The sequence below is a fragment of the Lysinibacillus fusiformis genome (assembly GCF_003049525.1).
In the GTDB taxonomy this organism is placed as follows: Bacteria; Bacillota; Bacilli; order Bacillales_A; family Planococcaceae; genus Lysinibacillus; species Lysinibacillus fusiformis.
The window spans coordinates 611,536-638,289 of record NZ_PYWL01000001.1 but is presented as its reverse complement, the minus strand read 5'-3'; the positions used below and the strand labels follow the sequence as shown (position 1 = coordinate 638,289).

Annotated in this window: 23 protein-coding genes; 22 read left to right on the top strand and 1 reads right to left on the bottom strand. The window is 36.5% G+C overall.

The annotated features are described in order from the left end of the window. The first annotated feature begins 33 nt into the window (after positions 1-33). The 15 genes from pseC to prfB all read left to right on the top strand — a co-directional run bounded on the left by pseC (position 34) and on the right by prfB (position 15,985). Positions 34-1,191 (top strand): UDP-4-amino-4,6-dideoxy-N-acetyl-beta-L-altrosamine transaminase, encoded by a 1,158-nt coding sequence (pseC, locus tag C9J29_RS03095; RefSeq protein WP_107921586.1) that lies wholly within the window; start codon positions 34-36, stop codon positions 1,189-1,191. Then, positions 1,188-1,913 (top strand): cytidylyltransferase domain-containing protein, encoded by a 726-nt coding sequence (locus C9J29_RS03090; protein ID WP_107921585.1) that lies wholly within the window; start codon positions 1,188-1,190, stop codon positions 1,911-1,913. Before pseC ends, C9J29_RS03090 begins: the two co-directional genes overlap by 4 nt. A gap of 8 nt (positions 1,914-1,921) precedes the next feature. Next, the gene (gene pseG / locus C9J29_RS03085) at positions 1,922-2,938 is read left to right on the top strand and encodes a UDP-2,4-diacetamido-2,4,6-trideoxy-beta-L-altropyranose hydrolase (RefSeq protein WP_107921584.1); all 1,017 of its coding nucleotides are present in this window, start codon (positions 1,922-1,924) and stop codon (positions 2,936-2,938) included. Positions 2,939-2,955: 17 nt separating this feature from the next. Next, positions 2,956-3,528 carry a formyltransferase family protein gene (locus C9J29_RS03080; RefSeq protein ID WP_107921583.1) on the top strand — a complete coding sequence of 191 codons (573 nt, stop codon included), beginning with the start codon at positions 2,956-2,958 and terminating at the stop codon, positions 3,526-3,528. A gap of 1 nt (position 3,529) precedes the next feature. Continuing rightward, complete coding sequence (gene pseI, locus C9J29_RS03075; protein WP_107921582.1) at positions 3,530-4,567, top strand: pseudaminic acid synthase; 1,038 nt, start codon at positions 3,530-3,532, stop codon at positions 4,565-4,567. 117 nt (positions 4,568-4,684) lie between these two features. Next, complete coding sequence (gene fliB, locus C9J29_RS03070) at positions 4,685-5,905, top strand: flagellin lysine-N-methylase (RefSeq protein WP_107921581.1); 1,221 nt, start codon at positions 4,685-4,687, stop codon at positions 5,903-5,905. Positions 5,906-6,088: 183 nt separating this feature from the next. Then, positions 6,089-6,478 carry a flagellar protein FlaG gene (gene flaG / locus C9J29_RS03065; RefSeq protein WP_107921580.1) on the top strand — a complete coding sequence of 130 codons (390 nt, stop codon included), beginning with the start codon at positions 6,089-6,091 and terminating at the stop codon, positions 6,476-6,478. Positions 6,479-6,499: 21 nt separating this feature from the next. Further along, positions 6,500-8,992 (top strand): flagellar filament capping protein FliD, encoded by a 2,493-nt coding sequence (gene fliD / locus C9J29_RS03060; protein WP_107921579.1) that lies wholly within the window; start codon positions 6,500-6,502, stop codon positions 8,990-8,992. 28 nt (positions 8,993-9,020) lie between these two features. Further along, a complete protein-coding gene (gene fliT, locus C9J29_RS03055) occupies positions 9,021-9,380 on the top strand; it encodes a flagellar protein FliT (RefSeq protein ID WP_008178818.1) in 360 nt (119 codons plus the stop codon). A 210-nt stretch (positions 9,381-9,590) separates the two neighbouring features. Then, a complete protein-coding gene (gene fliS, locus C9J29_RS03050; protein WP_089986738.1) occupies positions 9,591-10,001 on the top strand; it encodes a flagellar export chaperone FliS in 411 nt (136 codons plus the stop codon). Positions 10,002-10,194: 193 nt separating this feature from the next. Then, a complete protein-coding gene (locus C9J29_RS03045; protein ID WP_008178814.1) occupies positions 10,195-10,575 on the top strand; it encodes a PilZ domain-containing protein in 381 nt (126 codons plus the stop codon). Between the two features lie 99 nt (positions 10,576-10,674). Then, entirely contained in the window at positions 10,675-11,226 is a 552-nt protein-coding gene (gene hpf, locus C9J29_RS03040) for a ribosome hibernation-promoting factor, HPF/YfiA family (protein WP_008178812.1), read from the top strand. 141 nt (positions 11,227-11,367) lie between these two features. Further along, complete coding sequence (gene secA, locus C9J29_RS03035; RefSeq protein WP_008178811.1) at positions 11,368-13,878, top strand: preprotein translocase subunit SecA; 2,511 nt, start codon at positions 11,368-11,370, stop codon at positions 13,876-13,878. Between the two features lie 368 nt (positions 13,879-14,246). Beyond that, positions 14,247-14,780 (top strand): competence protein ComK, encoded by a 534-nt coding sequence (locus tag C9J29_RS03030; protein ID WP_043990529.1) that lies wholly within the window; start codon positions 14,247-14,249, stop codon positions 14,778-14,780. Between the two features lie 100 nt (positions 14,781-14,880). Beyond that, positions 14,881-15,985, top strand: a protein-coding gene (gene prfB / locus C9J29_RS03025) for a peptide chain release factor 2 (protein ID WP_216604756.1) whose coding sequence is annotated in 2 segments (ribosomal slippage) — positions 14,881-14,955 and positions 14,957-15,985 — 1,104 coding nt in all. Because the reading frame shifts where the segments join, the coding sequence is not laid out codon by codon here. Between the two features lie 40 nt (positions 15,986-16,025). Here prfB and C9J29_RS03020 read toward each other — a convergent pair. Next, on the bottom strand, positions 16,026-16,535 hold the full coding sequence (locus C9J29_RS03020; protein WP_036123364.1) for a competence protein ComK: 510 nt from the start codon (positions 16,533-16,535) through the stop codon (positions 16,026-16,028). A gap of 226 nt (positions 16,536-16,761) precedes the next feature. On the opposite strand from C9J29_RS03020, the gene C9J29_RS03015 reads away from it, so the two are divergent. The 7 genes from C9J29_RS03015 (at position 16,762) to C9J29_RS02985 (ending at position 26,747) form a co-directional block, all read left to right on the top strand. Continuing rightward, positions 16,762-17,010 carry an IDEAL domain-containing protein gene (locus C9J29_RS03015; protein ID WP_036123367.1) on the top strand — a complete coding sequence of 83 codons (249 nt, stop codon included), beginning with the start codon at positions 16,762-16,764 and terminating at the stop codon, positions 17,008-17,010. Positions 17,011-17,337: 327 nt separating this feature from the next. Continuing rightward, on the top strand, positions 17,338-19,317 hold the full coding sequence (gene uvrB / locus C9J29_RS03010) for an excinuclease ABC subunit UvrB (RefSeq protein ID WP_107921578.1): 1,980 nt from the start codon (positions 17,338-17,340) through the stop codon (positions 19,315-19,317). Positions 19,318-19,324: 7 nt separating this feature from the next. Beyond that, a complete protein-coding gene (gene uvrA / locus C9J29_RS03005) occupies positions 19,325-22,192 on the top strand; it encodes an excinuclease ABC subunit UvrA (protein WP_107921577.1) in 2,868 nt (955 codons plus the stop codon). 197 nt (positions 22,193-22,389) lie between these two features. After that, on the top strand, positions 22,390-23,577 hold the full coding sequence (locus C9J29_RS03000; protein WP_107921576.1) for a DUF4097 family beta strand repeat-containing protein: 1,188 nt from the start codon (positions 22,390-22,392) through the stop codon (positions 23,575-23,577). A gap of 240 nt (positions 23,578-23,817) precedes the next feature. Next, the gene (gene ftsE / locus C9J29_RS02995) at positions 23,818-24,504 is read left to right on the top strand and encodes a cell division ATP-binding protein FtsE (protein ID WP_008178797.1); all 687 of its coding nucleotides are present in this window, start codon (positions 23,818-23,820) and stop codon (positions 24,502-24,504) included. Then, positions 24,494-25,378: a permease-like cell division protein FtsX gene (gene ftsX / locus C9J29_RS02990; protein ID WP_008178795.1), complete on the top strand. Its 885-nt coding sequence runs from the start codon at positions 24,494-24,496 to the stop codon at positions 25,376-25,378. The genes ftsE and ftsX overlap by 11 nt, the downstream gene beginning before the upstream one ends. A 58-nt stretch (positions 25,379-25,436) precedes the next feature. Next, complete coding sequence (locus C9J29_RS02985; RefSeq protein WP_008178793.1) at positions 25,437-26,747, top strand: murein hydrolase activator EnvC family protein; 1,311 nt, start codon at positions 25,437-25,439, stop codon at positions 26,745-26,747. Positions 26,748-26,754 lie beyond the last annotated feature (7 nt).

The window sequence follows — 26,754 nt, the reverse complement described above, 5'->3', positions numbered from 1 at the left end:
GACTGCATTTTTTCTTTCGGGGAGTGAAAAGAAATGCGTGATACATATTTACCGTATGGACAGCAATGGTTAGATGAAGAGGATATACAAGCTGTTGTGAACGTATTAAAAGGTAGTTTTTTAACAACAGGCCCAACAATTGCAGAATTCGAAGAATGCATGGCAGAATATGTTGGCTCTAAATATGCGGTAGCATTTTCAAATGGGACGGCAGCGCTACATGGAGCATGCTTTGTTGCAGGTATTGGTGAAGGTGATGAAGTTATAACTACACCAATCACTTTTGCAGCAAGTGCAAATTGTGTACGCTATGTAGGTGGCACAGTTGTATTTGCAGATATTAAAGAAGATACGTATAACATTGATCCTTTGGAAATTGAAAAGAAAATTACACCTAATACAAAAGCAATTATACCTGTTCATTTTACAGGTCAGCCTGTTCAGTTAGCAGAAATACATGCAATTGCGGAAAAACATAACTTAATTGTCATTGAGGATGCGGCACACGCACTAGGAGCTGAGTATAAAGGAGAAAAAATAGGTGCCTTTAGTGATATGACAATGTTTAGCTTTCATCCAGTAAAGCATGTTACCACAGGTGAGGGTGGCGTTATAACAACTAATAATGAAGATTTGTATAATAAACTCTTACAATTTCGTTCTCATGGAATAACAAGAGAGGCAAGTAATCTTGCGAAAAATGATGGTCCTTGGTATTATGATATGCAATTTTTAGGATTCAATTATAGAATGACAGATATTCAAGCTGCTCTAGGCATTAGTCAAATCAGGAAGTTAGATAAATTTGTAGCACGTCGCCGTGAAATTGCCCAACTATATAATGAAGCGTTTAAGAATAATGAATGTTTATTTATACCAACTCAACAATTAGATGGATTTTCAAGTTGGCACCTTTATATCATTAAATTAAATCTGGAAAACATCAGCGCAACTCGGAAAGAAATATTTGAGGCATTATTAGCTCAAAATATTGGTGTGAATGTCCACTACATTCCAGTACACACTTTGTCATATTATCAGGAATTGGGGTACGCCAAGGGGTCTATGCCTAAAGCAGAAGAATTATATGAAGCAATTATTACCTTACCATTATTCCCAAAAATGTCGAATGAGGATGCAAAGGATGTAATCAATTCGGTGATCATGGAATTAGAAAAGGTGAAAAAATGAGAATTGTAGCAATAATTCAGGCAAGAATGGGTTCAACTCGTCTGCCTGGGAAAATCTTAAAAAAAGTGAATGGTAGACCTTTATTATCATATCAATTAGAGCGTTTACAGCAAAGTAATTATATCAATGATTTAGTAATAGCAACTACCTTGAATGAAAAAGATGATTTAATAGTAGAGTTTTGCAAGAAAAATAATATTTTGTGGTTTAGAGGGTCAGAAAAAGATGTATTGGCTAGATATTATGAGACAGCTAAAACATTTAAAGCAGATGCAATTGTCCGAATTACTTCAGATTGCCCGATAATTGATGTGCAAGTGGTTGATAAAACAATACAATACTTTGTAGATAATAATTATGAATATGTATCAAATACGGTTGATAGAACTTATCCAAGAGGTTTAGATACAGAAGCATTTACGTTTGAAGCTTTAGAAAAAGCTTATAAGGAAGCTGTAATGGAAAGGGACCGTGAACATGTAACGGCTTATTTTTATACGAATCCTGATGTTTTTAAAATAAGTAGTGTCCGAAATGAAACGGATTATAGTAAATATCGATGGACAGTGGATACAGAGGAAGATTTTCAGCTAATTAAAAATATAATAGAAAAGCTTTATAATGATAATCCCAATTTTACCTTCCATGATACAGTGAAACTTATGGAAGCGAATCCAGATTGGTTTTATATTAACGCTCACATTGAACAAAAGAAGTTATAGGTGAAGGTATGGATACAATAATAAGAGTGGATGCCTCAGTTGAAATTGGTACTGGACATGTGATGCGTTGTTTAACATTAGCGCACAGGCTAAAAAAAGATGGTCAACAGGTAGCCTTTATTTGTAGAGGTGCAAAGGGTGAATGTATAACATTAATAGAACAACAAGGGTTTGTTGTTTATAATTTACCGCCTTGTGATGGTTCTCTATGGAACTTTGTAGCTGAATACTGGGAAAAAGATGCTTATGAGACAATTGAGATTTTAAAACAATATACGGTGAAAAAGCTGATTATCGATCATTACTCAATTGATATTAAATGGGAACAATCAGTTCGACCTTTTGTTAAGAGTATAATGGTTATTGATGATTTGGCAAATCGTAACCATGACTGTGATATATTACTGGATCAAAATTTCTATTTAGATATGGACACAAGGTACGATGGGTTAGTTCCTTCTTCTACTAAAATGCTACTAGGGCCAAGTCATGCTTTGTTAAGAGATGAGTTTTTAGAAGCGAGAAATCATATAAAACCCTTTAATGGGAGAGTTGAGCGCTTATTCATTTTCTTTGGTGGTAGTGATCCAACGAATGAAACAGAGAAAGTTCTTTTGGCAATTAAGTCGATTATAGACCAATATAAATTAGTTGTAGATGTAGTTGTAGGAAACTCAAATCCAAATAAATTGAAAATTAAACAACTATGTGACGAAATTGAAAATACTCATTATCATTGCCAAGTGAATAATATTGCGGAATTAATGGCACAAGCCGATTTAGCAATTGGCGGGGGTGGGTCGACGACTTGGGAAAGAATATTCTTAAAACTACCTACACTTGTAATTGCAGTTGCAGAAAATCAAGTTGAAATTGCAAAAGCTACTCATATTAAAGGAGCTTGTATTTATTTAGGGCTGAGCAAGAAAATCTTGATAAATGATATTCAGAATGGTGTTGATAAAACGCTCAAATCAAACATGACAATTAATAATATGATAACCAATATGCGTTTTTTCATTTAATGGAGGTGTAATAATTAATGAAGATATTATTTTTAGGACCTTATCGTGAGAATTTTTGTAATAAGTTACAAGAGAATAATGATGAAGTTTATAGAACTGAGGAAAAAATATCACTAGAATATGTAAAATTAAATAAATTTGATGTAGTAATAAGTTATGGATATAGACATATTATTTCTAAAGATATTATTAATTATTTACATAATAGAATAATTAATTTGCACATATCGTATTTGCCATGGAATAGAGGAGCGGATCCGAATTTTTGGAGTTTTATAGAAGATACAAAAAAAGGTGTAACAATTCATTTAGTTGATGAGGGTATCGATACAGGAAATATAATTATTCAAAAAGAAGTTCCTTTTAATGGAGATATTACTTTACGTGAAAGTTATAAAATCTTAATAGATGAAATTGAAAAACTCTTTTTTGAATATTGGACAACTATAAGATCTGGCGATTTTACAACAATGTCACAAAGTATTAAAGAAGGAAGTATTCATTATAAAAAAGATAGAGATAAATATAATGGATTATTAATGAATGGTTGGGATACACCTGTATCTAAGTTAAAAGAAATGAGGAATTAATATGGATATTTCAATATTAAACAATTCAACAAAACCATTTATAATTGCTGAAATGTCAGGGAATCATAATCAATCACTGGATCGAGCATTAGAGATTGTAGAAGCAGCTGCAGTTTCTGGGGCCCAAGCTTTAAAAATACAAACATATACAGCAGATACATTAACTCTTAATGTAGACTCACCTGATTTTTTGATTAGTGATTCGGAGAGTTTATGGAAAGATAAGAAGCTATATGACCTTTATAATGAGGCATATACTCCTTGGGAGTGGCATAAACCAATTTTCGATCGTGCAAAAGAATTGGGAATGATTGCTTTTAGTACGCCATTTGATGAAACAGCTGTTGATTTTTTAGAGGAATTAGAAGTTCCTCTCTATAAAATTGCTTCCTTTGAGAATACGGATTTACCGCTTATCAAAAAAGTTGCTGCAACTGGTAAACCAATGATAATATCCACTGGTATGGCAACATTGGCAGAATTAGATGAATTAGTACGCACAGCCAAAGAAGCTGGCTGTAAAGACTTAGTATTACTAAAATGTACAAGTACATACCCTGCAACACCTGAAAACACAAATATATTAACAATTCCACATATGAAACAGTTATTTGACGATGTCCAAATTGGATTATCTGACCATACACTCGGAATAGGTGTGGCTGTAGCAAGTGTTGCACTAGGGGCAACTGTCATAGAAAAACATTTTACATTGGACCGAGCCGATGGTGGCGTTGACGCAGCATTTTCAATGGAGCCAGCTGAAATGAAGGCGCTTGTAGAAGAGACTGAACGAGCTTGGATAGCTATGGGAAAAGTTACTTATGGTCCAACAGAAAAAGAAAAAGCTTCTCTAAAATTCCGTCGTTCCATTTATGTATCCAAAGATATAAAAGCTGGAGAGAAATTTACAAAAGAAAATATAAAAATTGTACGTCCAGGATATGGTTTAGAACCTAAGTATTTCAATCATGTACTAAATAAAAAAGCACGAAAAAATTATATTGTAGGTTCACCATTAAAATTTGAGGATCTATAAAAATATTACGCACGAAGGAATTTTAAAAAATCTAATAAAATCCCTTTAATTAAAAAATAAATATGAACATTTATGTAATAAATAATTATATGAGTGTAGTATATAGGATGTGGAAAAATGAGACCTATATTAATACCTGAATATTTAAATGATTTTAATTGTATTGGTAGTGCTTGTGAAGATACCTGTTGTGCTGGATGGAATATTGCAGTTGAAAAGAAAACATACCAAACGTACCGTAAAGTGAGTCAGCCAGAGATGGCAGAGAAATTATCGAAATATGTAAAAAGAAATCGTAAAGAACATGATGATGCTAATTATGCAAAGTTTATCTTAGACGAAAATAAAAAATGCCATATGGTGTTAGATGATGGATTATGTAGTATTCATAAAGAATTAGGAGAAGAATTTTTATGTAATACATGTGCCATTTATCCACGGCATCTTACACGTGTTGGTAATGTAACAGAAAAAAGCCTAACATTATCTTGCCCAGAAGCCGCAAGAGTCATTCTATTACGTAAAGAAGGAATTGGTTTTATTGAGGCAGAAGAGCCCAAAAATACGCGAGGTCTAATGAATAAGGAGATAGTATTAGGAAAATATCCTCATTTTTGGGATTTGCGAGTTTTTTCAATCCAACTTCTTCAAAGTAGACAACAGCCAATAGAAATACGTTTAATTGTTTTAGGATTATTTATACAAAAAATTGAACAATTGAAGCCGAGTGAGTTGGGTAAACAGTTGCCACGCATAATGCAGGATTATTTAAATCGTTTAAATAATAAAGAATTTATTGATTCATTAAAGGAAATTAAGGGGAATCTAAATTTTCAGCTTAATTTAGCACGAGCTCTACTTCGTTTGCGAATTACAAGTGGTATAGCTTCAGAAAAATATATAACTGTACTCCAACAGTTAATAGAAGGCTTAGCATTGGAAGAGAATGATGAAAAAGAAGTACAGGATATAGAAAACACAATTACGAAATATCGAGAATCCTATACCCATATATATGAACCATTTATTAGTAATCATGAATATATGTTTGAAAATTATATTGTGAATTATGTATTTAAAAACTTATTCCCATATGATTATCAAACATTATTTGAAAGTTATATGATGCTTGTTGTCAATTTTACGCTAATTAAGTTGCATTTAATTGGCATGGCCGGTAAACAACAACAATTAACACAAGAAATGTTTATTGAATGTGTCCAACAGCTTGCGAAGGTAATTGAACATACCCCTTCATATTTGCAAGATGTAAAGGAAGGTATGGTGGAATTAGGCTATACGACTATGGGACATATGTTTGTCATGATTAGTAAGTAGAGCTACCAAAATTGAATATAAAAAAGATTTAAGGAAGCCCCTTTTTCAGGTAAATACCATCTGAATAAGGGGTTTTTGTGAGAAAGGTATTATCAAAACTAGTTTACTGTAAAAAGGTGAAACATTTCTAAAAACTTCCGATACTAGATATAAGAATAAGAAAAGTTTAGGAGGTTACATATTATGCGTATTGCAGCTCAAGGACAATCTACAGATGTGGGCACTGCAACTTCATCACCATCTTCTCAGAAAGCTAGTTTAGAAGAAACTACGATGACTACTAGTAAATCTCAGTTAATAACGCAATCACAAGGAGAAAAAATACCAGTTGCTGAAAGTCAAGAGGTATCTAAAGAAAAATTACAAAATGCGATAGACACTGTGAATGAATTTTTGCAAATCAATCATAATGCTTCTAAATTTGTGTTACATGACGGTTTAGATCGATATTTTGTACAAGTTGTTGATACCCAAACAGAAGAAGTCGTAAAAGAGATCCCTCCCAAAAAACTTTTAGACGCATATTATGAGATGCAAAAGTTATTAGGGATGATCGTGGACGAAAAAATATAAGAATATTTAGGAGGAAATATAATGGTAAATAGAATCGGCGGTTTAGCTTCAGGAATGGATATAGATTCACTGGTAAAAAAATTAATGAATGCGGAAAGAGCACCGTTAAACAAGTTATATCAAAAGAAACAAACGTACGAGTGGCAACGTGACGCATACCGAGGTGTTAATACAAAACTAAAAACATTTGATACTTATATATCAGATAATCTAGTACTAAAAAGTCTCATTTCTAAAACTGCAGCTAGTTCCAATTCTAACTTAGTATCTGCAACTGCAACAGGAAGTGCTGCGGGAACACTGTCAATTGAGGGTGTTTCTCAATTAGCTACAGCAGCTCGTAAAGTTGGTGACCAGGTTAATGCTGTAGGAACTACGAAAATATCCGATTTTGCATCAACAGGAACTATAGAGTTTAAAGCCATCCAAACCAACGGCAAATTAGCAAGTGAAGCAACAAAGATTGAAATTACTCCTGATATGACAGTTGATCAATTTATTAGTAAAGTGAATTCTAGTAATGCAGGAATTAGTGCTGTATTTGAAAATGGTCGATTCTCCTTTACTGCCAAAAACACTGGTGATGTTAAAGGTGATGATGAAATCAAAGTTGTAGGTGGTTTAGATATTTTCAACAAGTTAGGGTTTGCTGATCCTAATAAAGTTCAAAATACAGAAGGAAAAAATGCTATTTTCACTGTGAATGGCATAGCTACAGAAAGAACAACAAATACGTTTACTATTTCAGGCTATAATGTAACGTTAAAAGATACATTTAATGGCCTCCAAACGATTGCAGATAAATATAAGGCTGCTGTGGAAGAATTAAAAAATGCTACTACCAATTTAGCAAATAAACAAGCAAATCTTATTACAAAACAAAATGCTTATGGTGCTAGTGATGTTAATAGTTATACAGCTAACCATGAAACTGCATATAAAAACGCCTTTGGTAATACTTTATCTTTATCACAACAAGTGCAGTATAACAAACTTGGGAATAATGCGTGGAGAAATTTATCAACTGATGAAATAAATTACATTAAAAACCAATCATCTGCACAAGGTATTAAAGATAATCTAGATGGAAGCTCTTTAAGTGATGAAAGCAAAGCGAAATTAAAGGATTTATCTAATGATGTGTTAGATGTTCTATTTTCAAACAAAGATCAGCTTACAGATTTTAAAGCTCAAGCGGAATACGAAAAATATGGTGTAAAATTAAAAGATTTTGATCAAAATGCCATTGATGCATTAAAACGTTTCTCATATAACAGCAGTGATTCAATTGAAAAAATTCATAAAGATATAGATGATAATCCGGAGTTTACAAAGGAAGTAAAAGATGCGCTAAAATCTTTAAGTAAAGATGATTTAACTAATTTAATAGCAACAGATTCAGCAACTTTAAAAACTTATCAAGAAAAAGCTCAGGCTGACGATTTCAAACAAAAGTATAGTCAGTTAGGCGATGCGTTAATTAAAGAGTTGCAAGAAGGTACTAAAAAGGTTGAAGATTTAACAGAAAAACAAAAAGAGATTTGGAATAGCTTATCACCAGAAAAAAAAGGTCAATTTTATGATTTAGCCGATCAAAATATTAAGCGTTCCGAGTATTTAACTGCAGTTGCTGAAGAAAAAGCAGCTCAAACTCGTTTAACAGAGGCTACTAATACCGAAAAAGCAGCAACAGCAGATGCAACTGCAGCAGGTATTTTAAAGGATGATGGTAGTGGCGGTAAAGTAGTTGACGAGGATAAAGTAAATGCTGCTCCACAAGCACAAGCGGTCACTATGACTTCCACAACAGATGTGGATGACATCATGGCTAAAATTAAGGAATTTGTCACTACTTATAACGGTTTTATCAAAGATTTAAATGATCAAACTAAAGAAACAAAATATCGTGATTATAAGCCGTTGACTAGTGAACAAAGAGAAGAGATGTCAGAAAGTGAGATTAAGCTTTGGGAAGAAAAAGCGAAGAGTGGTTTATTAAGAGGTGACACTCTTATTCGTGAAGGGCTTGCAGGTATGCGTTCTTTAGTATACCAATCAAATTCTGGTATTGACTCAAAATATAATTCCCTCTTTAGTATTGGGATTACAACATCAAAAAATTATAATGATGGCGGTACTTTAGAAATTGATGAAACAAAATTACGAAAAGTATTAGAAGAAGACCCTGATGCAGTTGAAAAACTCTTTAAAAATAGTGAAGGTAAAAAAGATGATGTCGTAGACGGAAAAACAGTCGATACACGCGGTTATTTAGATAAACTTCGTGAATCGATGAAAACTTTTGAAATTACTATTGAAAAAAAAGCAGGCCGCTCTACGATGACCGACGCTCAATATGCAATTGGAAAAAATTTGGTTGATACAGAAAGTCGAATCAGCACTTGGAAAAGAAAACTAGAGGATATAGAAGCACGATACTGGAAACAATTCACAGCAATGGAGCAAGCTATTAATAAAGCAAATCAACAATCAAGCATGTTCATGCAAGGCTAAGGCTTTCTTTATTAGATAGGAGAGTATTATGTATCAAACAGATCAACTATTACAGGTGTCTGCCAATCTCTTTAAGCATTTAGGTGACATTCCAAATGGTGAAGAACGTGACGAATATATTGAAACAATTAATACCATGTTGGACAAGCGTGAAACAATTATTAAAGGCTTGAGACAAGAAGGTTTTCAATTCGATGAACAGAACCGCATTCATCGTACACTACTTGAATTAGATAATGGTATAAAAAAAAGATTAGCAGCTGTTATGGATGCAGTTAAACAAGACATGGCAAACCTACAAAAAACGAAAAAAAGTGAACAGCAATATTTCAACCCTTACTCCAATGTTCGTGTGATGGACGGGATGTATTACGACAAAAAGAATTGACCTTTTATCTTCATGCAGTGTGGTGGAAGCCGCAAGCTGAATGAAGATAAGCCCCCAGCGTATGCCAAGGATTTTTAAAAGAAGTGAATTGTGCTATCACAATTCAAAATCCCGACACAATTACGCTTGGGCGTAATTGATCAAATAGCTTTTCTTCGGAAAATGGTTTAAACTAGTAAATAAGTAACCTTTCAAAGGAGTTGTCCTTTATTGGCAGCAAATTTAACAGCACAAAACGCGTACAAACAAAATAGTGTCACAACTGCTTCACCTGGTGAGCTTACGTTAATGCTTTATAATGGATGTTTGAAATTCTTGAATAAGGCGAAACAAGCTATTCAAGAAAAAGATATCCAAGAAAAAAATACAAATCTTATTAAGTCACAGGCAATTATAAGTGAATTAATGGCAACGCTTAATATGGATATTGAGATTTCGAAACAAATGCTACCTCTTTACGAATATATGAATCATCGTTTAGTCGAGGCAAACATTCAAAATGATGTAGCCGTTATTGAAGAAGTAGAAGGATTAGTGACAGAATTCCGCGATACGTGGAAGGAAGTTATTCGCATTAATCGACAACAGCAATTTGGTCAGGGAAACAGCGGACAAATTTAGACACTATTAGAGACCATCCACCAAGATGGTCTCTTTTCTTTAAGACAGAATCATCTGCTAGAAATTATCACTAAATAGTCATAAATTAGGCTGTTCAACGGTAAAATATGTTACTTATTCCCCTAGCTGTAAGATGGGCGTCGTGTCATAATCAAAGCAATATAAATGTTTAACAATATACTGGGGTGGGAATATGATTTTTAAGCGTCAAGAAGGTTTCCGATTTAAATTTGAGGAGCCTGTTCAAATAACTTTTGCTGTTTATGAAAATGGGCGAGTTAATCATGGGCAGACGGCTATGGCTGAATTGCTGGATATTAGTCCGCGTGGGTTAAAGATGTATACGGAAGTGGATTTAGGTGTGAATCCTCCACCATTGGATATCCATTTTGTGCTTGATACGCAAGAGGTGCGGGCCTATGGTGAAGTGATTTGGAGTCGTCCATTTGGTAGTGGTAAGCAATATGGCGTTTATTTTAATGATCAAGGGCGTGTTGAAGAGTTGATTGTAGATGAATTAAAGCTACGACGTAAAAAGGAAGCGGCAGAAGCGAAAAAGCAAAGCCAATATTAATTTTATAAAAGTTTTTTGTAAAATAAAGAATTATTTTAGAGGAATTTCACACACTTGTGTAGAAATAGATAGTATAGCAGTTATAAAGGAGGAGTTTACATGTTAAACTTTAACATTCGTGGTGAAAATATTGAGGTAACTCCAGCTATTCGAGAGTATGTTGAGAATAAAATCGAAAAAGTTGAACGTTATTTTAACGAAGATGTTAACGCCAATGCTAACGTAAATTTAAAGGTTTATAATGACAAGCAAACAAAAGTGGAAGTTACAATCCCAATGAAGAACTTAACTCTTCGTGCTGAAGAGCGTCATAATGATATGTATGCTGCGGTTGATCTCATTGTTGATAAATTAGAGCGTCAGATTCGTAAGCATAAAACGAAAGTAAACCGTAAATTCCGTGAGCGTGAAGGGGCAGGCCTTTATTTTGCTACTACTCAAGCAGTCGTTGATACGACATTGGATGAAGAAGAATACTCCATTGTACGTACCAAGCAATTTGATTTAAAACCGATGGATCAAGAAGAGGCTGTATTACAAATGAATATGTTAGGGCATGATTTCTATGTCTTTACAGATGCTGAATCAAACGGCACAAATATTGTGTATAAACGTAAAGACGGAAAATATGGCTTAATCGAAACAACTTAAACTTCATGATGACAAAGGCTCTCGCGATGGCGAGAGTCTTTTTTGTATGACTTTCTTATGTAAATAGGGCGACTGTTTGCATGAAACTGTTACACAATGGTAAAATGAAAGTTGAATCTATATAGGAAGTGAAAAACATTCATGGCAAACCTATTAAATAAATTATTTGATTTCAATAAACGTGAGTTAAAAAAATTAGAAAAAATCGCTGACCAGGTTGAGGGATTCGCTTCTCAAGTGGAACAGCTTTCAGATGATCAATTACAAGCGAAAACAGAAGAGTTTAAAAAGCGTTATACGGATGGGGAGCAGTTAGATTCGATTCGTGCGGAGGCTTTTGCTGTTTGTCGCGAAGCGTCGAAACGTGTGTTAGAGATGTATCCGTTCCGTGTTCAAGTTATGGGTGCGGCTTCCCTTGATGAAGGTAATATCTCAGAGATGAAGACCGGTGAAGGTAAAACGTTAACAGCGACAATGGCGGTTTATTTAAACGCGATTACTGGTAAAGGCGTGCATGTTGTCACAGTCAATGAATATTTGGCTAGCCGTGATGCTGCTGAGATGGGACAGCTGTACAATTTCTTAGGTCTTACAGTAGGTTTAAATTTAAATAGCCTTTCTAAAGAAGAGAAGCGTGCGGCGTATGAAGCGGATATTACTTATAGTACAAACAATGAATTAGGATTTGACTATTTACGTGATAATATGGTGCTTTATAAAGAAGAGCGTGTTCAACGTCCGCTTCACTATGCTGTCATCGATGAGGTTGACTCGATTTTAATTGATGAGGCGCGTACGCCATTAATCATTTCGGGTCAGGCTGGGAAATCAGCACAGTTGTACAAACAGTCTAATGCGTTTGTACGGATGTTAAGTGCAGAAACAGATTACACATATGAAGAGTCAACAAAAGGTGTTACATTAACGGATGCCGGTGTTGAAAAGGCTGAAAAGGCATTTGGCATTGACAATTTATTTGATTTAACACATGTCCGCTTAAATCATGCCATTAACCAATCGTTAAAGGCACATGTGAGTATGCATAATGATGTTGATTATGTTGTCCAAGAGGGCGAAATTGTGATTGTTGACGGCTTTACTGGTCGTTTAATGAAAGGGCGCCGATATTCGGATGGCCTTCACCAAGCTATTGAAGCTAAAGAAGGCGTTGAGATTCAAAATGAATCGATGACAATGGCTACTATTACGTTCCAAAACTATTTCCGTATGTACCAAAAGCTTGCAGGTATGACAGGTACAGCGAAAACAGAGGAAGAAGAGTTCCGCAATATTTACAATATGAGCGTTATTGCGATTCCTACGAATAAGCCAATTGCTCGTGATGACCGTCCAGATTTAATTTTTGCTTCTATGGAAGGAAAATATAAAGCGGTGGCTGCTGATATTGCAGAGCGCCATAAGGCAGGACAACCTGTGCTTGTTGGTACGGTTGCGATTGAAACATCTGAAATTATTTCGCAATTGCTTGATAAACATAAAATCCCTCACAATGTACTGAATGCAAAAAACCATGAACGCGAAGCAGAAATTATTGCTAATGCTGGTTCAAAGGGTGCTGTAACGATTGCTACAAACATGGCGGGTCGTGGTACCGACATTAAACCTGGTGAAGGTGTATTAGAAATTGGCGGGTTAGCGGTTATTGGTACTGAGCGACATGAATCCCGTCGTATTGATAACCAGCTTCGTGGACGTTCTGGTCGTCAAGGGAATCCAGGGGTGACACAATTTTATCTATCACTAGAAGATGATTTAATGCGTCGTTTCGGTTCAGATAATATGAAGGCTATGATGATGCGTTTAGGTATGGACGATACACAGCCATTGCAATCAAAAGTTGTGTCGAGAGCTGTAGAATCAGCGCAGAAACGTGTCGAAGGTAATAACTTTGATGCTCGTAAGCGTTTATTACAATATGATGATGTTCTCCGTCAGCAACGTGAGATTATTTATAAAGAGCGTTATGATGTTCTAGAAACAGAAAATATGCGCGTCCTTGTGGAGTCGATGATTCAAGAGACGATCGACAATGTTGTCGGACTCTATACACAAGGTGAGCAAAAAGATTGGAATCTCAAGGCTATTGATGACTTTGTAGCTGCTAATTTGCTAGAGGAAGGTCAACTAAAAGTAGCTGATTTCCAAGGTAAATCTGCAGAAGACATTAACCAATTGATTTCAGAAGCTGTCCACGCTCGATATGATGAAAAAGAGGAAGAGCTTACAGCAGAGCGTATGCGTGAGTTTGAAAAAGTTATTTTATTACGTTCTATTGATACAAAATGGATCGATCATATTGATGCTATGGATCAACTTCGTCAAGGTATCCATCTGCGTGCATACGGTCAAAATGATCCGCTACGTGAATATCAACAAGAAGGTTTTGCGATGTTCGAAGATATGGTCGCTTCCATTCGCGAGGATGTTGCGAAGTATGCAATGAAGGCTGAAATTCGCAGCAATCTTGAGCGTGAAGAGGTGGCGAAAGGTCAGGCTGTTAATCCGAAAGAAGAAGGCGGTCCTGCTCCGAAAAAGCAACCCGTTCGTAAAGCTGAAAATATTGGACGCAATGATTTATGTCCTTGTGGAAGTGGTAAGAAGTTTAAAAACTGTCATGGTGCAGCTCAATAATAGAAATGGAAAAGATCATTTTAACTGTATGTTGAAATGATCTTTTTTTGTATAAAAAAATAAAATATTGTCATAAAAGTCATAATTTATAGACAATAGTAAAATGTGGGTATACAATAGCTGTAATATTAGGAATTTAGTTTTAGAGAATACTTCTATTATTATTTACTATTATCCTAATAATTAGATGGGTTGGAAAACAAAGAATTAAGAGTGACAAAAGATTGAAGATGGGGTGGGAGAAATGTGGGTGGAAATAGAGTTTTCCAAGCAATTTCGACTTGTAGAAAAAATCGGGAATGTACGGACATTGGTATATTCTTTTTTTATTTAGGCTGAAAACATAAGTGCATAAAGGGGGAATAATGATGCATAAGAAGGATATTATGAGTAGTGAAACTATGTTGTATATGCCTGTGTATGATTCCTTTGGAAATTTATGTACTAGGGTAATGGAAAAAAGTAAAGATTATATTTCTAAAATACCGCCGACAAAGTTAATGGACTATAATCTGCGTTATTATGGTTCTAGCTTAAGAGGGGCTTTTGATGGATCAAAAATGATTTTAGGTAAGCTTAATAAAAACCCAATCGTTGTGGATGAGCGAGGGAATATTTTATGGTTTCCAAGCAAGTCACCTCTACATCCGGAATGTATATGGTTTGCTGTCCATCATATTGAAGAGTATTTCTCTGTGGATAAAAAGAGTACAAAGATAATCTTTACGAATGGTCAGGATATTATTGTAGATGTTAGTGTCAAAACGATAGAGTATCGTATTCAGCGGGCATTTTTATTAAAATATAGATTAGAGCGAAGAACGAAGCATTTACTTGTTCAATATGATCGTGTGAAAGTATTTCAACGTTTTGCGCTTGATATGCTTGAGGACGAGACGTAGAGTAGTGTTTTTATGTATGTTTTCCTCGGTAAAAACGTTATAATAGTAAGATCGGAGCTTTCACACTAGTCTCCATTACTAACGTTCGGAGGATTTTACAATGATTGAATTAGCAGATGTACGCAATGTGTTAGACACTACAGCCAAAAAATTGGTGGACTTCAGGGGGTCTCTTTGACTTAGAAAACAAAGAGGCACGTATACAGGAGCTAGATGAAATGATGCTAGAGCCCGGATTCTGGGATGATCAGCAAGGTGCACAGGTGATCATTAATGAGGGCAATGGTTTAAAAGCAATCGTCAATGAATATAAAGAGTTAGAAGAAATACATGAGAACTTAGATATGACACTGGAGCTTTTACGTGAAGAGCCAGACGAAGAATTGCAGGAAGAGTTAGGAAAAGAACTGGTAGAATTTCAACAAAAAATGGCTGATTTTGAGCTGCAATTATTATTGAGTGGTCCATACGATCAAAACAATGCTATTTTAGAGTTGCATCCAGGAGCAGGTGGAACAGAGTCACAAGACTGGGGTTCTATGCTACTACGTATGTATACACGATGGGCTGAGAAGCGTGGCTTTAAGGTGGAAACAATGGATTATCTTCCTGGTGATGAGGCAGGTATTAAATCTGTAACCATTTCAATTAAAGGTCATAATGCTTTCGGCTATTTACAAGCCGAAAAAGGTGTCCATCGCCTAGTGCGTATTTCACCATTTGATTCATCAGGCCGTCGACATACTTCTTTCGTTTCTTGCGATGTCATGCCAGAATTTGACGAAAATATTGAAATTGATATTCGTACAGAGGATTTGAAAATTGATACGTATCGTGCGACAGGTGCGGGTGGTCAGCATATTAATACAACAGATTCAGCTGTTCGTATTACACACATCCCGACTGGTACGGTTGTACAATGCCAAGCAGAACGTTCACAAATTAAAAACCGTGAGAAAGCGATGGCTATGTTAAAAGGGAAATTATATCAATTAGAGTTAGAGAAGCAACAGGCACAGCTTGATGAGATCCGTGGTGAACAAAAGGACATTGGCTGGGGCTCACAAATTCGCTCGTATGTATTCCATCCATACTCAATGGTAAAAGATCACCGTACGAATGAAGAAACAGGGAATGTCGGAGCGGTAATGGACGGCGATGTAGATCCATTTATTAATGCTTACTTACGTTCAAAAATTAACTAATAGCCATCCCCCAAGAGTTGTTTCTTGGGGGATTTTTTAGTTAAAAGAATGGATGATAGGGTGAATCTTGACTAAGTTGTTTTCGTTCATTCATGTAATGTTTATAGAGCATAGAAGCATTCACAAACTGTTTACTAATAGAAGCATATTGAATAGGTAGCTCAATCTTTTGATCGTTTTTTAATGTGACCACACATCCTGTTTCGCTCGGCGTAATATTAATAATCGCATGGAGCCCTATCCATATATTATGAATGGAATTAGGTGAATAGGTTGGTAGAAAGATGCAAGGAAAACCATAATCAAAGGCCACGACGATTGGTAGCTTATGTTGATTACCAAAAAAGCGTTTAGCAGATTGCTTTGCTGCTTCATAGGTGGAGCCTAATGAAATACAAGATTTTCGCAGTACATGCATCGGCTTCCGAGTAACAATTAGCTCATTATGTTTGTCTATAACATGAGTGAAAACTTTAGTGTCATGCTGAACTGGTTGGAGCAAGTAAGTGTTAAAGGAAATTAAATAGCCATTTACAAATTTACTAGTCATTTTGAAAGTGCCTCCCTTTTCTATTGATAACCGTAGTGTAGTACATAAAATGAATTTCAAAAAATATACAAAGTAATGAAACAAGGTTGATAAATGAATGAAATGCTTAGAGAATTTGCTTTAAATTTCACGAGTTTACTAGTTAATCCAAGTTATTTTCAAATCGTAAGCATTGCTTTTTAATTTCAATTTTCATATAATTTAGAAAAGGATCGGGGTGAGATCGTTGGATAAATATTATTCGTACACAGATTTTCTAAAAGCCGTTGGTCAGTCAAAAAAAGTTGATGAGGCAGAGAAATTATTAAACGAGATTTATTTAGATTTATTTTTAAATCGTATCCAGCGTATGCATCGACAAGAGCAGCTCATCGTTTTAATAGATAGAGCGCTCGATGAAAAAGATGAAAACGCATTTTATCAATACGCAACCGAACTCAATTCCTTGCAGCAATCAGAAGATGAATCATATTAATAATTCCGCTCTCCGCGACTATGGAGAGCGGGATTTTTTTTGGAGATGATAGAGTGGCTGTGCCATTCACCTAATGTATAAAAAGTATTGCTCTAAAAATGAGAAAAGAGAAGGAACGACTACCATTCTACAATTGACACCTCATTACTAGATAAGGCTTGAAAACCTGACGAAACGGCTATTATGAGAGTAGAAGGTTGAGTATCCATCTTCCATTTTAGGGATAGAAAAAAATTTTTACAAACATTCGTTCGTCAAATGTTCGAAATTTTAATATTGCTATGCTAAAATATATGTACAAATTGGAACGAAAGGACGGGGACAGGTGTGCAAACTTTTGATTTACAAGCGCCATATCAGCCTAATGGAGATCAGCCACAGGCAATTGCGGAATTAGTGGAGGGTGTGAAAGCAGGCAAGCGTCATCAAACATTACTTGGTGCAACAGGAACTGGGAAAACATTTACGATTTCAAATGTAATCCAGCAGGTTAAAAAACCGACACTCATTATGGCACACAATAAAACGTTGGCGGGCCAATTATATAGTGAGTTCAAAGAGTTCTTTCCAAATAACGCTGTAGAATACTTTGTTAGTTACTATGATTATTACCAACCAGAAGCCTATGTACCGCAGACAGATACTTATATAGAAAAGGATTCTAGCATTAACGATGAAATTGATAAGCTACGCCACTCTGCAACTTCTGCATTATTTGAGCGTGATGATGTCATTATTATTGCATCTGTATCCTGTATTTACGGTCTTGGTTCTCCAGAAGAATATCGTGAAATGGTTGTCTCGATCCGCACGGGTATGGAAATTGAACGTAATCAGCTACTGCGCAAACTTGTAGATGTTCAATATGAGCGCAATGATGTTAGTTTTACACGCGGGACGTTTCGGGTACGAGGAGATGTAGTAGAGATTTTCCCAGCCTCACGTGATGAGCATTGTATTCGTGTCGAGTTTTTTGGGGACGAAATTGATCGCATTCGTGAGGTAGATGCTTTAACTGGAGAAATACTATCAGATCGAGAGCATGTCGCTATTTTCCCAGCATCCCACTTCGTTACACGAGAAGAAAAAATGCGAAAAGCGATAGAAAACATTGAAAAAGAATTAGAGGATCGTCTAGCTTTACTGCGTGCCGAGGATAAATTATTAGAGGCTCAGCGTCTAGAGCAACGGACACGTTATGATTTAGAAATGATGCGTGAAATGGGCTTTTGTTCAGGGATTGAGAACTATTCACGTCACTTAACTTTACGTGAAGCAGGTGCGACTCCATATACGTTGCTTGATTATTTCCCTGAGGACTTTTTGCTTGTCGTAGATGAAAGTCACGTAACTCTTCCACAGGTACGAGGGATGTACAACGGTGACCAAGCGCGTAAAGGGGTACTCGTAGAACATGGTTTCCGTTTGCCATCTGCGCTAGATAACCGTCCATTACGTTTTGAAGAATACGAAAATCGAGTACATCAAGCTATTTATGTATCTGCCACACCTGGACCCTATGAGTTGGAACATACACCAGAAATGATCCAGCAAATTATTCGACCTACTGGTTTACTGGATCCATTAATAGATGTCCGCCCAATTGAAGGGCAAATAGATAACTTAATCGATGAAATTCAAGGTCGAATTGTATGTGATGAGCGAGTATTAGTAACAACGCTAACAAAGAAAATGTCAGAGGATTTAACGGCCTATTTGAAGGAAATGGGCTTAAAGGTTGAGTATTTGCATTCTGAGATTAAAACATTAGAGCGTATTGAGATTATTCGTGAGCTACGGAAGGGCACTTACGATGTACTAATTGGAATTAACTTATTGCGTGAAGGACTTGATATTCCTGAAGTATCACTTGTAGCCATATTAGACGCTGATAAAGAAGGATTTTTACGTTCAGAACGTTCACTCATTCAAACGATTGGCCGAGCTGCGCGTAATGCGAACGGTCATGTCATTATGTATGCAGATCATGTAACCGACTCGATGAAAAAGGCGCTCGATGAAACAAAACGTCGTCGTGAATTGCAAATGGCCTATAACGAAGAGCATGGTATTACGCCTCAAACTATTAGTAAAAAAATACCAGAAGTGATTCGTGCTACACAAGTGGCAGAAGAAGAAGAATCCTATGTAACAAAGGCGACGAAGGGCAAAAAGCTGACAAAGGCAGAAAGAGACCAGCTCTTAGCTTCTCTAGAAATAGAAATGAAGGAAGCAGCAAAAGCGCTAGATTTCGAACGTGCAGCTGAGCTTCGAGATACAATATTTGAATTGAAGGTAGAAGGGTGAATGACTTGTGAAAAATACTGAAATTGTCGTGCAAGGTGCACGTGCTCATAATTTAAAAAATATTAATGTCACAATTCCACGTGATCAATTAGTCGTTTTAACAGGATTATCAGGCTCAGGTAAATCTTCATTAGCGTTTGATACGATTTATGCGGAGGGACAACGACGTTATGTCGAGTCACTTTCCGCCTATGCGCGTCAGTTTCTTGGGCAGATGGATAAACCAGATGTTGATGCAATCGAAGGATTATCGCCTGCTATTTCAATAGACCAAAAAACAACGAGTCGTAACCCACGCTCTACGGTAGGGACGGTTACAGAAATCTATGATTACTTACGTTTACTATATGCACGTATTGGTAAACCGATTTGTCCGAATCACGGGATAGAAATTACTTCCCAAACGATTGAGCAAATGGTGGACCGTTTATTAACTTATCCAGAAAGAACCAAAATGCAGCTCCTTGCTCCAATGGTTTCTGGCCGTAAAGGAACACATGTAAAACTGCTAGAAGATTTAAAAAAGCAAGGCTTCGTTCGTGTGCGAATTGATGGAGATTTACGAGATTTAGATGATGCGATTGATCTTGATAAAAATAAAAAACACTCTATTGAGGTAGTGATCGACCGTGTTGTAATGAAGGAAGGTGTCGCTGCACGTTTAAGTGATTCTTTAGAGACAGCTCTTCGTTTGGCAGATGGTCGTGTGCTTGTAGACGTCATGGAGCATGAGGAATTACTATTTAGTGAACATCATGCCTGTCCTATTTGTGGTTTTTCTATTGGCGAGCTAGAGCCACGCATGTTTTCATTTAATAGTCCGTTTGGTGCTTGTCCAAGCTGTGACGGCTTAGGCTCGACGCAAGAGGTGGATTTAGATTTAGTGGTGCCGGATTGGGATCGTTCTTTATTAGAGCATGCTATTGCACCTTGGGAGCCAACAAGTTCACAGTACTATCCACAATTATTAAAAGCAGTTTGTGATCACTATAATATTCCAATGGATGTGCCAGTGAAAGAGTTACCAAGAGACAAGATGGACAAAGTGTTATTTGGCTCAGGTAAAGAGAAGATTCACTTCCATTATGAAAATGAGTTTGGCAATGTACGAGACCAAATGATTGAATTTGAAGGTGTTGTCCGAAATGTAGAGCGTCGTTTTAAAGAGACAACTTCAGATTATGTTCGTGAGCAAATGGAAAAATATATGGCACAACAGGCTTGTCCTTCTTGTAAAGGCTATCGTTTAAAGCCAGAAACATTAGCTGTAAAAGTTGCCGACAAACATATTGGTGAGGTGACACAATATTCAATTCAGGAAGCCGACACATTTTTCAAAGAGCTAGATCTCACTGAAAAGGATATGAAAATTGCTCGTCTAGTTTTACGGGAAATTGAAGAACGACTGGGCTTCCTTGTTAATGTAGGTTTAGACTATTTAACTTTAAGTCGTGCAGCAGGTACATTATCTGGTGGGGAAGCACAACGTATTCGCCTTGCTACTCAAATCGGTTCACGATTAACAGGCGTTCTATATATTTTAGATGAACCATCGATTGGCTTACACCAACGTGATAATGATCGCTTGATTAGCACCTTACAAAACATGCGAGATATTGGTAATACACTGATTGTGGTGGAGCATGATGAGGATACGATGCTAGCAGCTGATTATCTGATTGACGTTGGACCAGGTGCAGGTGTACATGGTGGCCAAATTGTTGCAGCTGGTACACCACAGGAAGTCATGGAAAATAATAAATCTTTAACAGGACAATATTTAAGCGGGAAAAAATTTATCCCATTGCCAGTTGAAAGACGTCAACCAAATGGTCGTAAGCTTTCGATTAAGGGTGCCAAGGAAAATAATTTACGCAATGTCAAAGTCGATGTTCCACTTGGCTTATTTGTCGCAGTGACAGGTGTATCTGGTTCAGGGAAATCCACGCTGATTAATGAAATTTTATATAAATCATTGGCACAGAAGCTGAATCGTTCCAAGGTTAAACCGGGAGAACATAAAGAGGTAACAGGGATGGATGAGCTTGAAAAAGTCATCGATATTGACCAATCTCCAATTGGCCGTACCCCACGCTCGAATCCAGCTACTTACACGGGAGTCTTTGATGATATACGCGATGTTTTTGCTACCACGAATGAAGCAAAGGTGCGTGGCTATAAAAAAGGTCGCTTTAGCTTTAATGTCAAGGGTGGCCGCTGTGAAGCATGCCGTGGAGATGGAATTATTAAAATAGAAATGCATTTCCTTCCTGATGTGTATGTTCCTTGTGAAGTATGTCACGGCAAACGCTATAATCGGGAAACACTTGAAGTGAAATATAAAGACAAAAGTATTGCAGATATTTTAGATATGACGATTGAAAATGCAGTAGTATTCTTCGAAAATATTCCAAAAATTCAACGTAAGCTTCAAACTATTGTTGATGTTGGATTAGGTTATATGAAATTAGGACAACCTGCCACAACCTTGTCTGGAGGAGAGGCGCAGCGTGTAAAATTAGCATCTGAATTACATCGACGTTCAACAGGTAAATCATTCTATATTCTAGATGAACCGACGACAGGCTTACATGCAGACGATATTGCACGTTTACTTGTAGTGCTACAACGTCTTGTTGAAAATGGTGACTCCGTATTAGTTATTGAACATAATCTAGATGTAATCAAAACGGCTGATTATCTTATCGATTTAGGTCCAGAGGGTGGAGACAAAGGGGGTACGATTATTGCAACAGGTACACCTGAAGAAGTGGCAGAAGTGCCAGGTTCTTACACAGGAAAATATTTAAAACCAATTTTAGAACATGACCGCCTTAGAATGGAAGCAGTATTAGCACAAGCTTCTAAATCCTAATCCCGGCCTTCAATCGGAATACGAAAAGCGCAACTCAATCCATAGAATTAAAGAAGAATGGGAGCACATCTTTCAAGCTGACAAGAAGGAAAGCCTTCGTTGTAATAAAAAATCCATTTTATTTCAATTTTGCAGTGAAACTTTTCAAAAAAAGAATCGTATAAATAGTATAACGAACTGAGGGAGGCTATTTAGTTATGCAAAATGAACGTCAACGAATTTTAGAACTTGTAGAAAAAGGTACGATTTCGGCACAAGAGGCGATTACATTATTAGAAGCATTAGAGCAAACCGGCAAATCTACTCAAAATGTTATGGATGATGTGTCTAAAGAGTCACAGTCATTTTCATCTGACAAAGAGTCATTATTTGAAGAAAAGTCTAAAGATGGCGACAAGAAAAAAGAAGATTTTATGAAACATTTCCAAGATGAGATGCAAGATTTTCGTAAGGATTTAACACAGATTGGTTCTCTCTTTATGGATATGATGAATACAGCTGTCAAAAAGGTGAAGGAATTTGATGTAGCTTCTCCGTTTGGCGATAAATTTGAGTTTACGCATACAGAAGAAGTGGCTGCTGCCAATGTAGAAAGCATTATTGCTGAATTACCGAATGGTAACTTTTCATTGGAATCCAGTGAAGGAGATACGATTCAAGTTATTTGCAAGGTGAAGGCACCGCTTATGAATGATAATGAAGAAGAAACACGCAATTACTTTTTAGAGCAATTTGTTGTGAAAGAGGATGAGCATTCACTTCGAATTTTGAGCCAATTAAAGCTTGTTCAAGTCAATGCAAAGGTACTAGTTCCAAAGGATAAACTTGAAAAATTATCTGTCCGACTGATGAATGGTAGTGTTTCATTACAGGATACAGATGTTGAAGAATTAAAGGTGAAAACATTAAACGGTGCTATTAAAGGGACTAAGTTCAGTTTTGGGAAAGCGGAAGTAGATTCCTCTAATGGCTCCATTGAATTAACAAAGGTTCGCGGGAAAGATTTAGAAGCTGAAACATTAAATGGACGTGTTTATTTAGATGGTGCGTTGGACGAAGTAGAAGCTAAATCTGTTAATGGACATGTTGTGGTGACGACATGCTCAACAAATTCATCCAAAATAAAAGCTCAAACGGTTGCGGGAGCGGTTGAATTATACGTGCCTCGAACTATTTCATTAAGTGGTAAAGTGGTGACGAATTTTGGGAAAGTAGACGTCGGTATACATGATGTTTCCAAAATGGAGTCGCAGGATCAATTCCTCTCTAAAGTTGTTCGTTTTGATAAAGAAGTTGAACATGCAAATCGCTTATTTATCGAAGGAGAATCAAAAACAGGTGCTGTTTTAATTCGCTACACAACAACAGACGAGCAGCAAGTTTAATACAAAGCATTCAGGCTGATTGCCTGGATGCTTTTTTCTTTTGAAACAACAATCGACAATAGATGTCGTCGATTGCTGTTTTTATTTTATGTCAAATTTTTAAGGATTATGGCAAGGAAAGAACGAAATAGAAGGAACTGCCACGGATTGAAATGAAACTGTAATAAAAAAACAGAAATAGAGTGCTATAATAGTAAATGAAATACCTCTTACATAGTGAGAGTTTTAGGTGGTTTAATCATGATAGAAATGAAAAATGTAACGAAGAAGTACCCCAATGGCGTTGTTGCGACAAATGGTATTTCTGTAAACATAAAGCAGGGTGAATTTGTGTATGTAGTAGGCCCAAGTGGTGCAGGTAAATCTACATTTATCAAATTGATGTACCGTGAAGAAAAAGCAACGTCAGGGCAGATTATTGTAAATGGTATCGATTTAGCAACGTTAAAGAATAAGAAAGTCCCATATTTGCGTCGTCAACTTGGAGTTGTTTTCCAAGATTTTAAATTATTACCTCGTTTGAATGTCTATGAGAACGTAGCGTTTGCGCTAGAAGTAATCGAGGAACAACCTGATGAGATTAGACGTCGCGTTATGGAAGTTTTAGAGCTTGTTGGATTAAAGCATAAAGCTAGAATGTTTCCGAATGAGCTCTCAGGGGGAGAGCAACAACGAGTGTCCATTGCACGCTCTATCGTCAATGTACCAAAAGTTGTGATTGCGGATGAACCTACGGGGAACCTTGATCCTGAAACTTCATGGGAGATTATGAATTTATTTGAAGAAATTAATGCGCGGGGGACAACCATTGTAATGGCGACCCATAACCGTGAGATTGTGAATACGATTCGACGTCGAGTTATCGCTATTGAGGGCGGGTTAATTGTCCGTGATGAACACGGAGGTGAATACGGCTATGAAATTTAGTACTGTAAAGCGTCACTTCCGTGAAAGTATTAAGTCTCTTGGACGAAATAGCTGGATGACGATTGCGTCTGTCAGTGCAGTCACAGTTACACTTATCCTAGTTGGCGTTTTTGCGCTTATTATGATGAATTTAAATAAAGTGGCATCGGATTTAGAAAACGACGTTGAGATTAAAGTCTTAATTGATGAAACAGCAGATGAGGCGGCAGAAAAAGCGCTCATTGAGAAAGTTAAAAAATTGCCCGGTGTCTCTGAAATGAACTACTCAACTAAGGAAGATGAGTTAACCAAATTAGTTAAAGATTTTGGTGACGATTTTAAGCTATTTGAGCAAAGTAACCCATTACGTAATGTAATTTATGTAAAAGCAACAGAGCCTCAGCAAACGGCAAAAGTGGCGAAGGCGATTGATAAATATGAGTATACATATGACGTTATGTATGGTGAAGGCAAAGTAGAAAAACTATTTAACTTCTTAAATATGAGTCGTAATGTAGGAATCGTGCTTATTTTAGGGTTATTATTCACAGCGATTTTCTTAATTTCAAATACTATTCGAATTACGATTATTGCTCGACGAGATGAAATTGAAATTATGAAACTAGTAGGTGCCACGAACTCATTCGTGCGTATCCCGTTCCTATTGGAAGGTATGTGGCTCGGAATTTTAGGTTCTATTATTCCGATTGCGGTTGTCACAACCCTTTACCACAATATATATAAAATTATTGCACCTCGTTTACAAGGTGAGCTCATTCAAGTATTAGATTTTTCTCCACTCGTGTATCAGGTGAGCGGTCTTCTGTTACTTATTGGTGTGTTGATCGGTATTTGGGGAAGCTTCATGTCAGTGCGTAAGTTTTTAAAAATTTAGTTTACACTCACAGCGGATATTTGTGAGTGGGAAAAATAGTCGAAGGGGAGTTCAATCGGTGAAAAGTAAGGCAAAAAACACATTGAAAACACTTGCAGTAGCATCTGCTCTAATTCTTTTTATCCAAACTCCATCAGCGTTTGCAACAAGTTTATCGGATTTAAAAGAAGAGAAAAAGCAAATTGAAACAAAGAAAAATGAATTAAATTCATCCATTTCAAACAAATCAAATGCCATTACAGCGAATCAAGAAAAACAACAAAAAATCATAGATCAAATTCAAGCATTAAACGCTGAAATCGACAAAACAAATAGTGATATAAAAAAAGTACAAGCCGAAATTCAAGCAACGAATGAAGAAATAAAAAAACTAGAAGAGTCTATTAAAGAACTATTGCATAAAATTGAAGAGCGCGATGTTTTATTACAAGAGCGGGCTCGAGCAATTCAAGCAGGAGGCTCTGTTAGCTATTTAGACGTATTATTAGGTTCTAATAGTTTTGTAGACTTTATTGATCGATTCTCTGCGGTCAATGCCTTAATGGAAGCGGATCGTCAAATTATTCAAGATCAAAAAGATGATAAGCAAAAATTAGAAGAACAAAAGCAAATTGTAGAAGAAAAACGTAAAAAGTTGGAAGGTCAACGAGCGGAGCTTGAACGATTAAAGGCTTCCTTAAATAGCCAAAAGACTGAGAAAAATAAATTAGTTGACCAATTAGAAAAAGAGCAAGAAAAGCTAAAATCAGAAAAAGTATTACTTGAAAAAGAATATTCAGAGGCTTTGGAAGTAAGCCAAGAATTACAGGATCAAATTATTTCTGAGCAAAAACGTTTAGCTGAAATTGCTCGTCAGCAAGAAGCAAAACGTAAAGCAGCCGCAGCTGCAGCGGCTGCAGCTGCTGCCAACAATGGCGGTGGCGGCTCATCAGGTGGTACAGTTAATGCCCCACAATCGAACGGCACATGGATAAAACCAACGAATGGTCGTTTAACATCACCTTATGGATGGCGGAACCTTGGAGCAGGCCCTGAATTCCATTATGGTGTGGATCTCGCCAATTCAACAGGGACACCAATTTGGGCAGCAGCGGATGGAGTAGTTGCTTACGCTGCACCACTAAGTTCCTATGGAAATGTTGTCATTCTGACGCATTCGGTGGATGGGCAAATTTATACAACTGTCTATGCACATTTAAATTCATTTAATGTGAGTGTAGGACAAGAAGTAACGCAAGGTCAGCAAATTGCTGCAATGGGTAGCACTGGTCGTTCTACTGGTCCACACTTACACTTCGAAGTGCACATTGGACCTTGGAGAGGACAAGCAGTTGGTAGTGTAAACCCGCTAAAATATATTCCATTGTAAACTATCA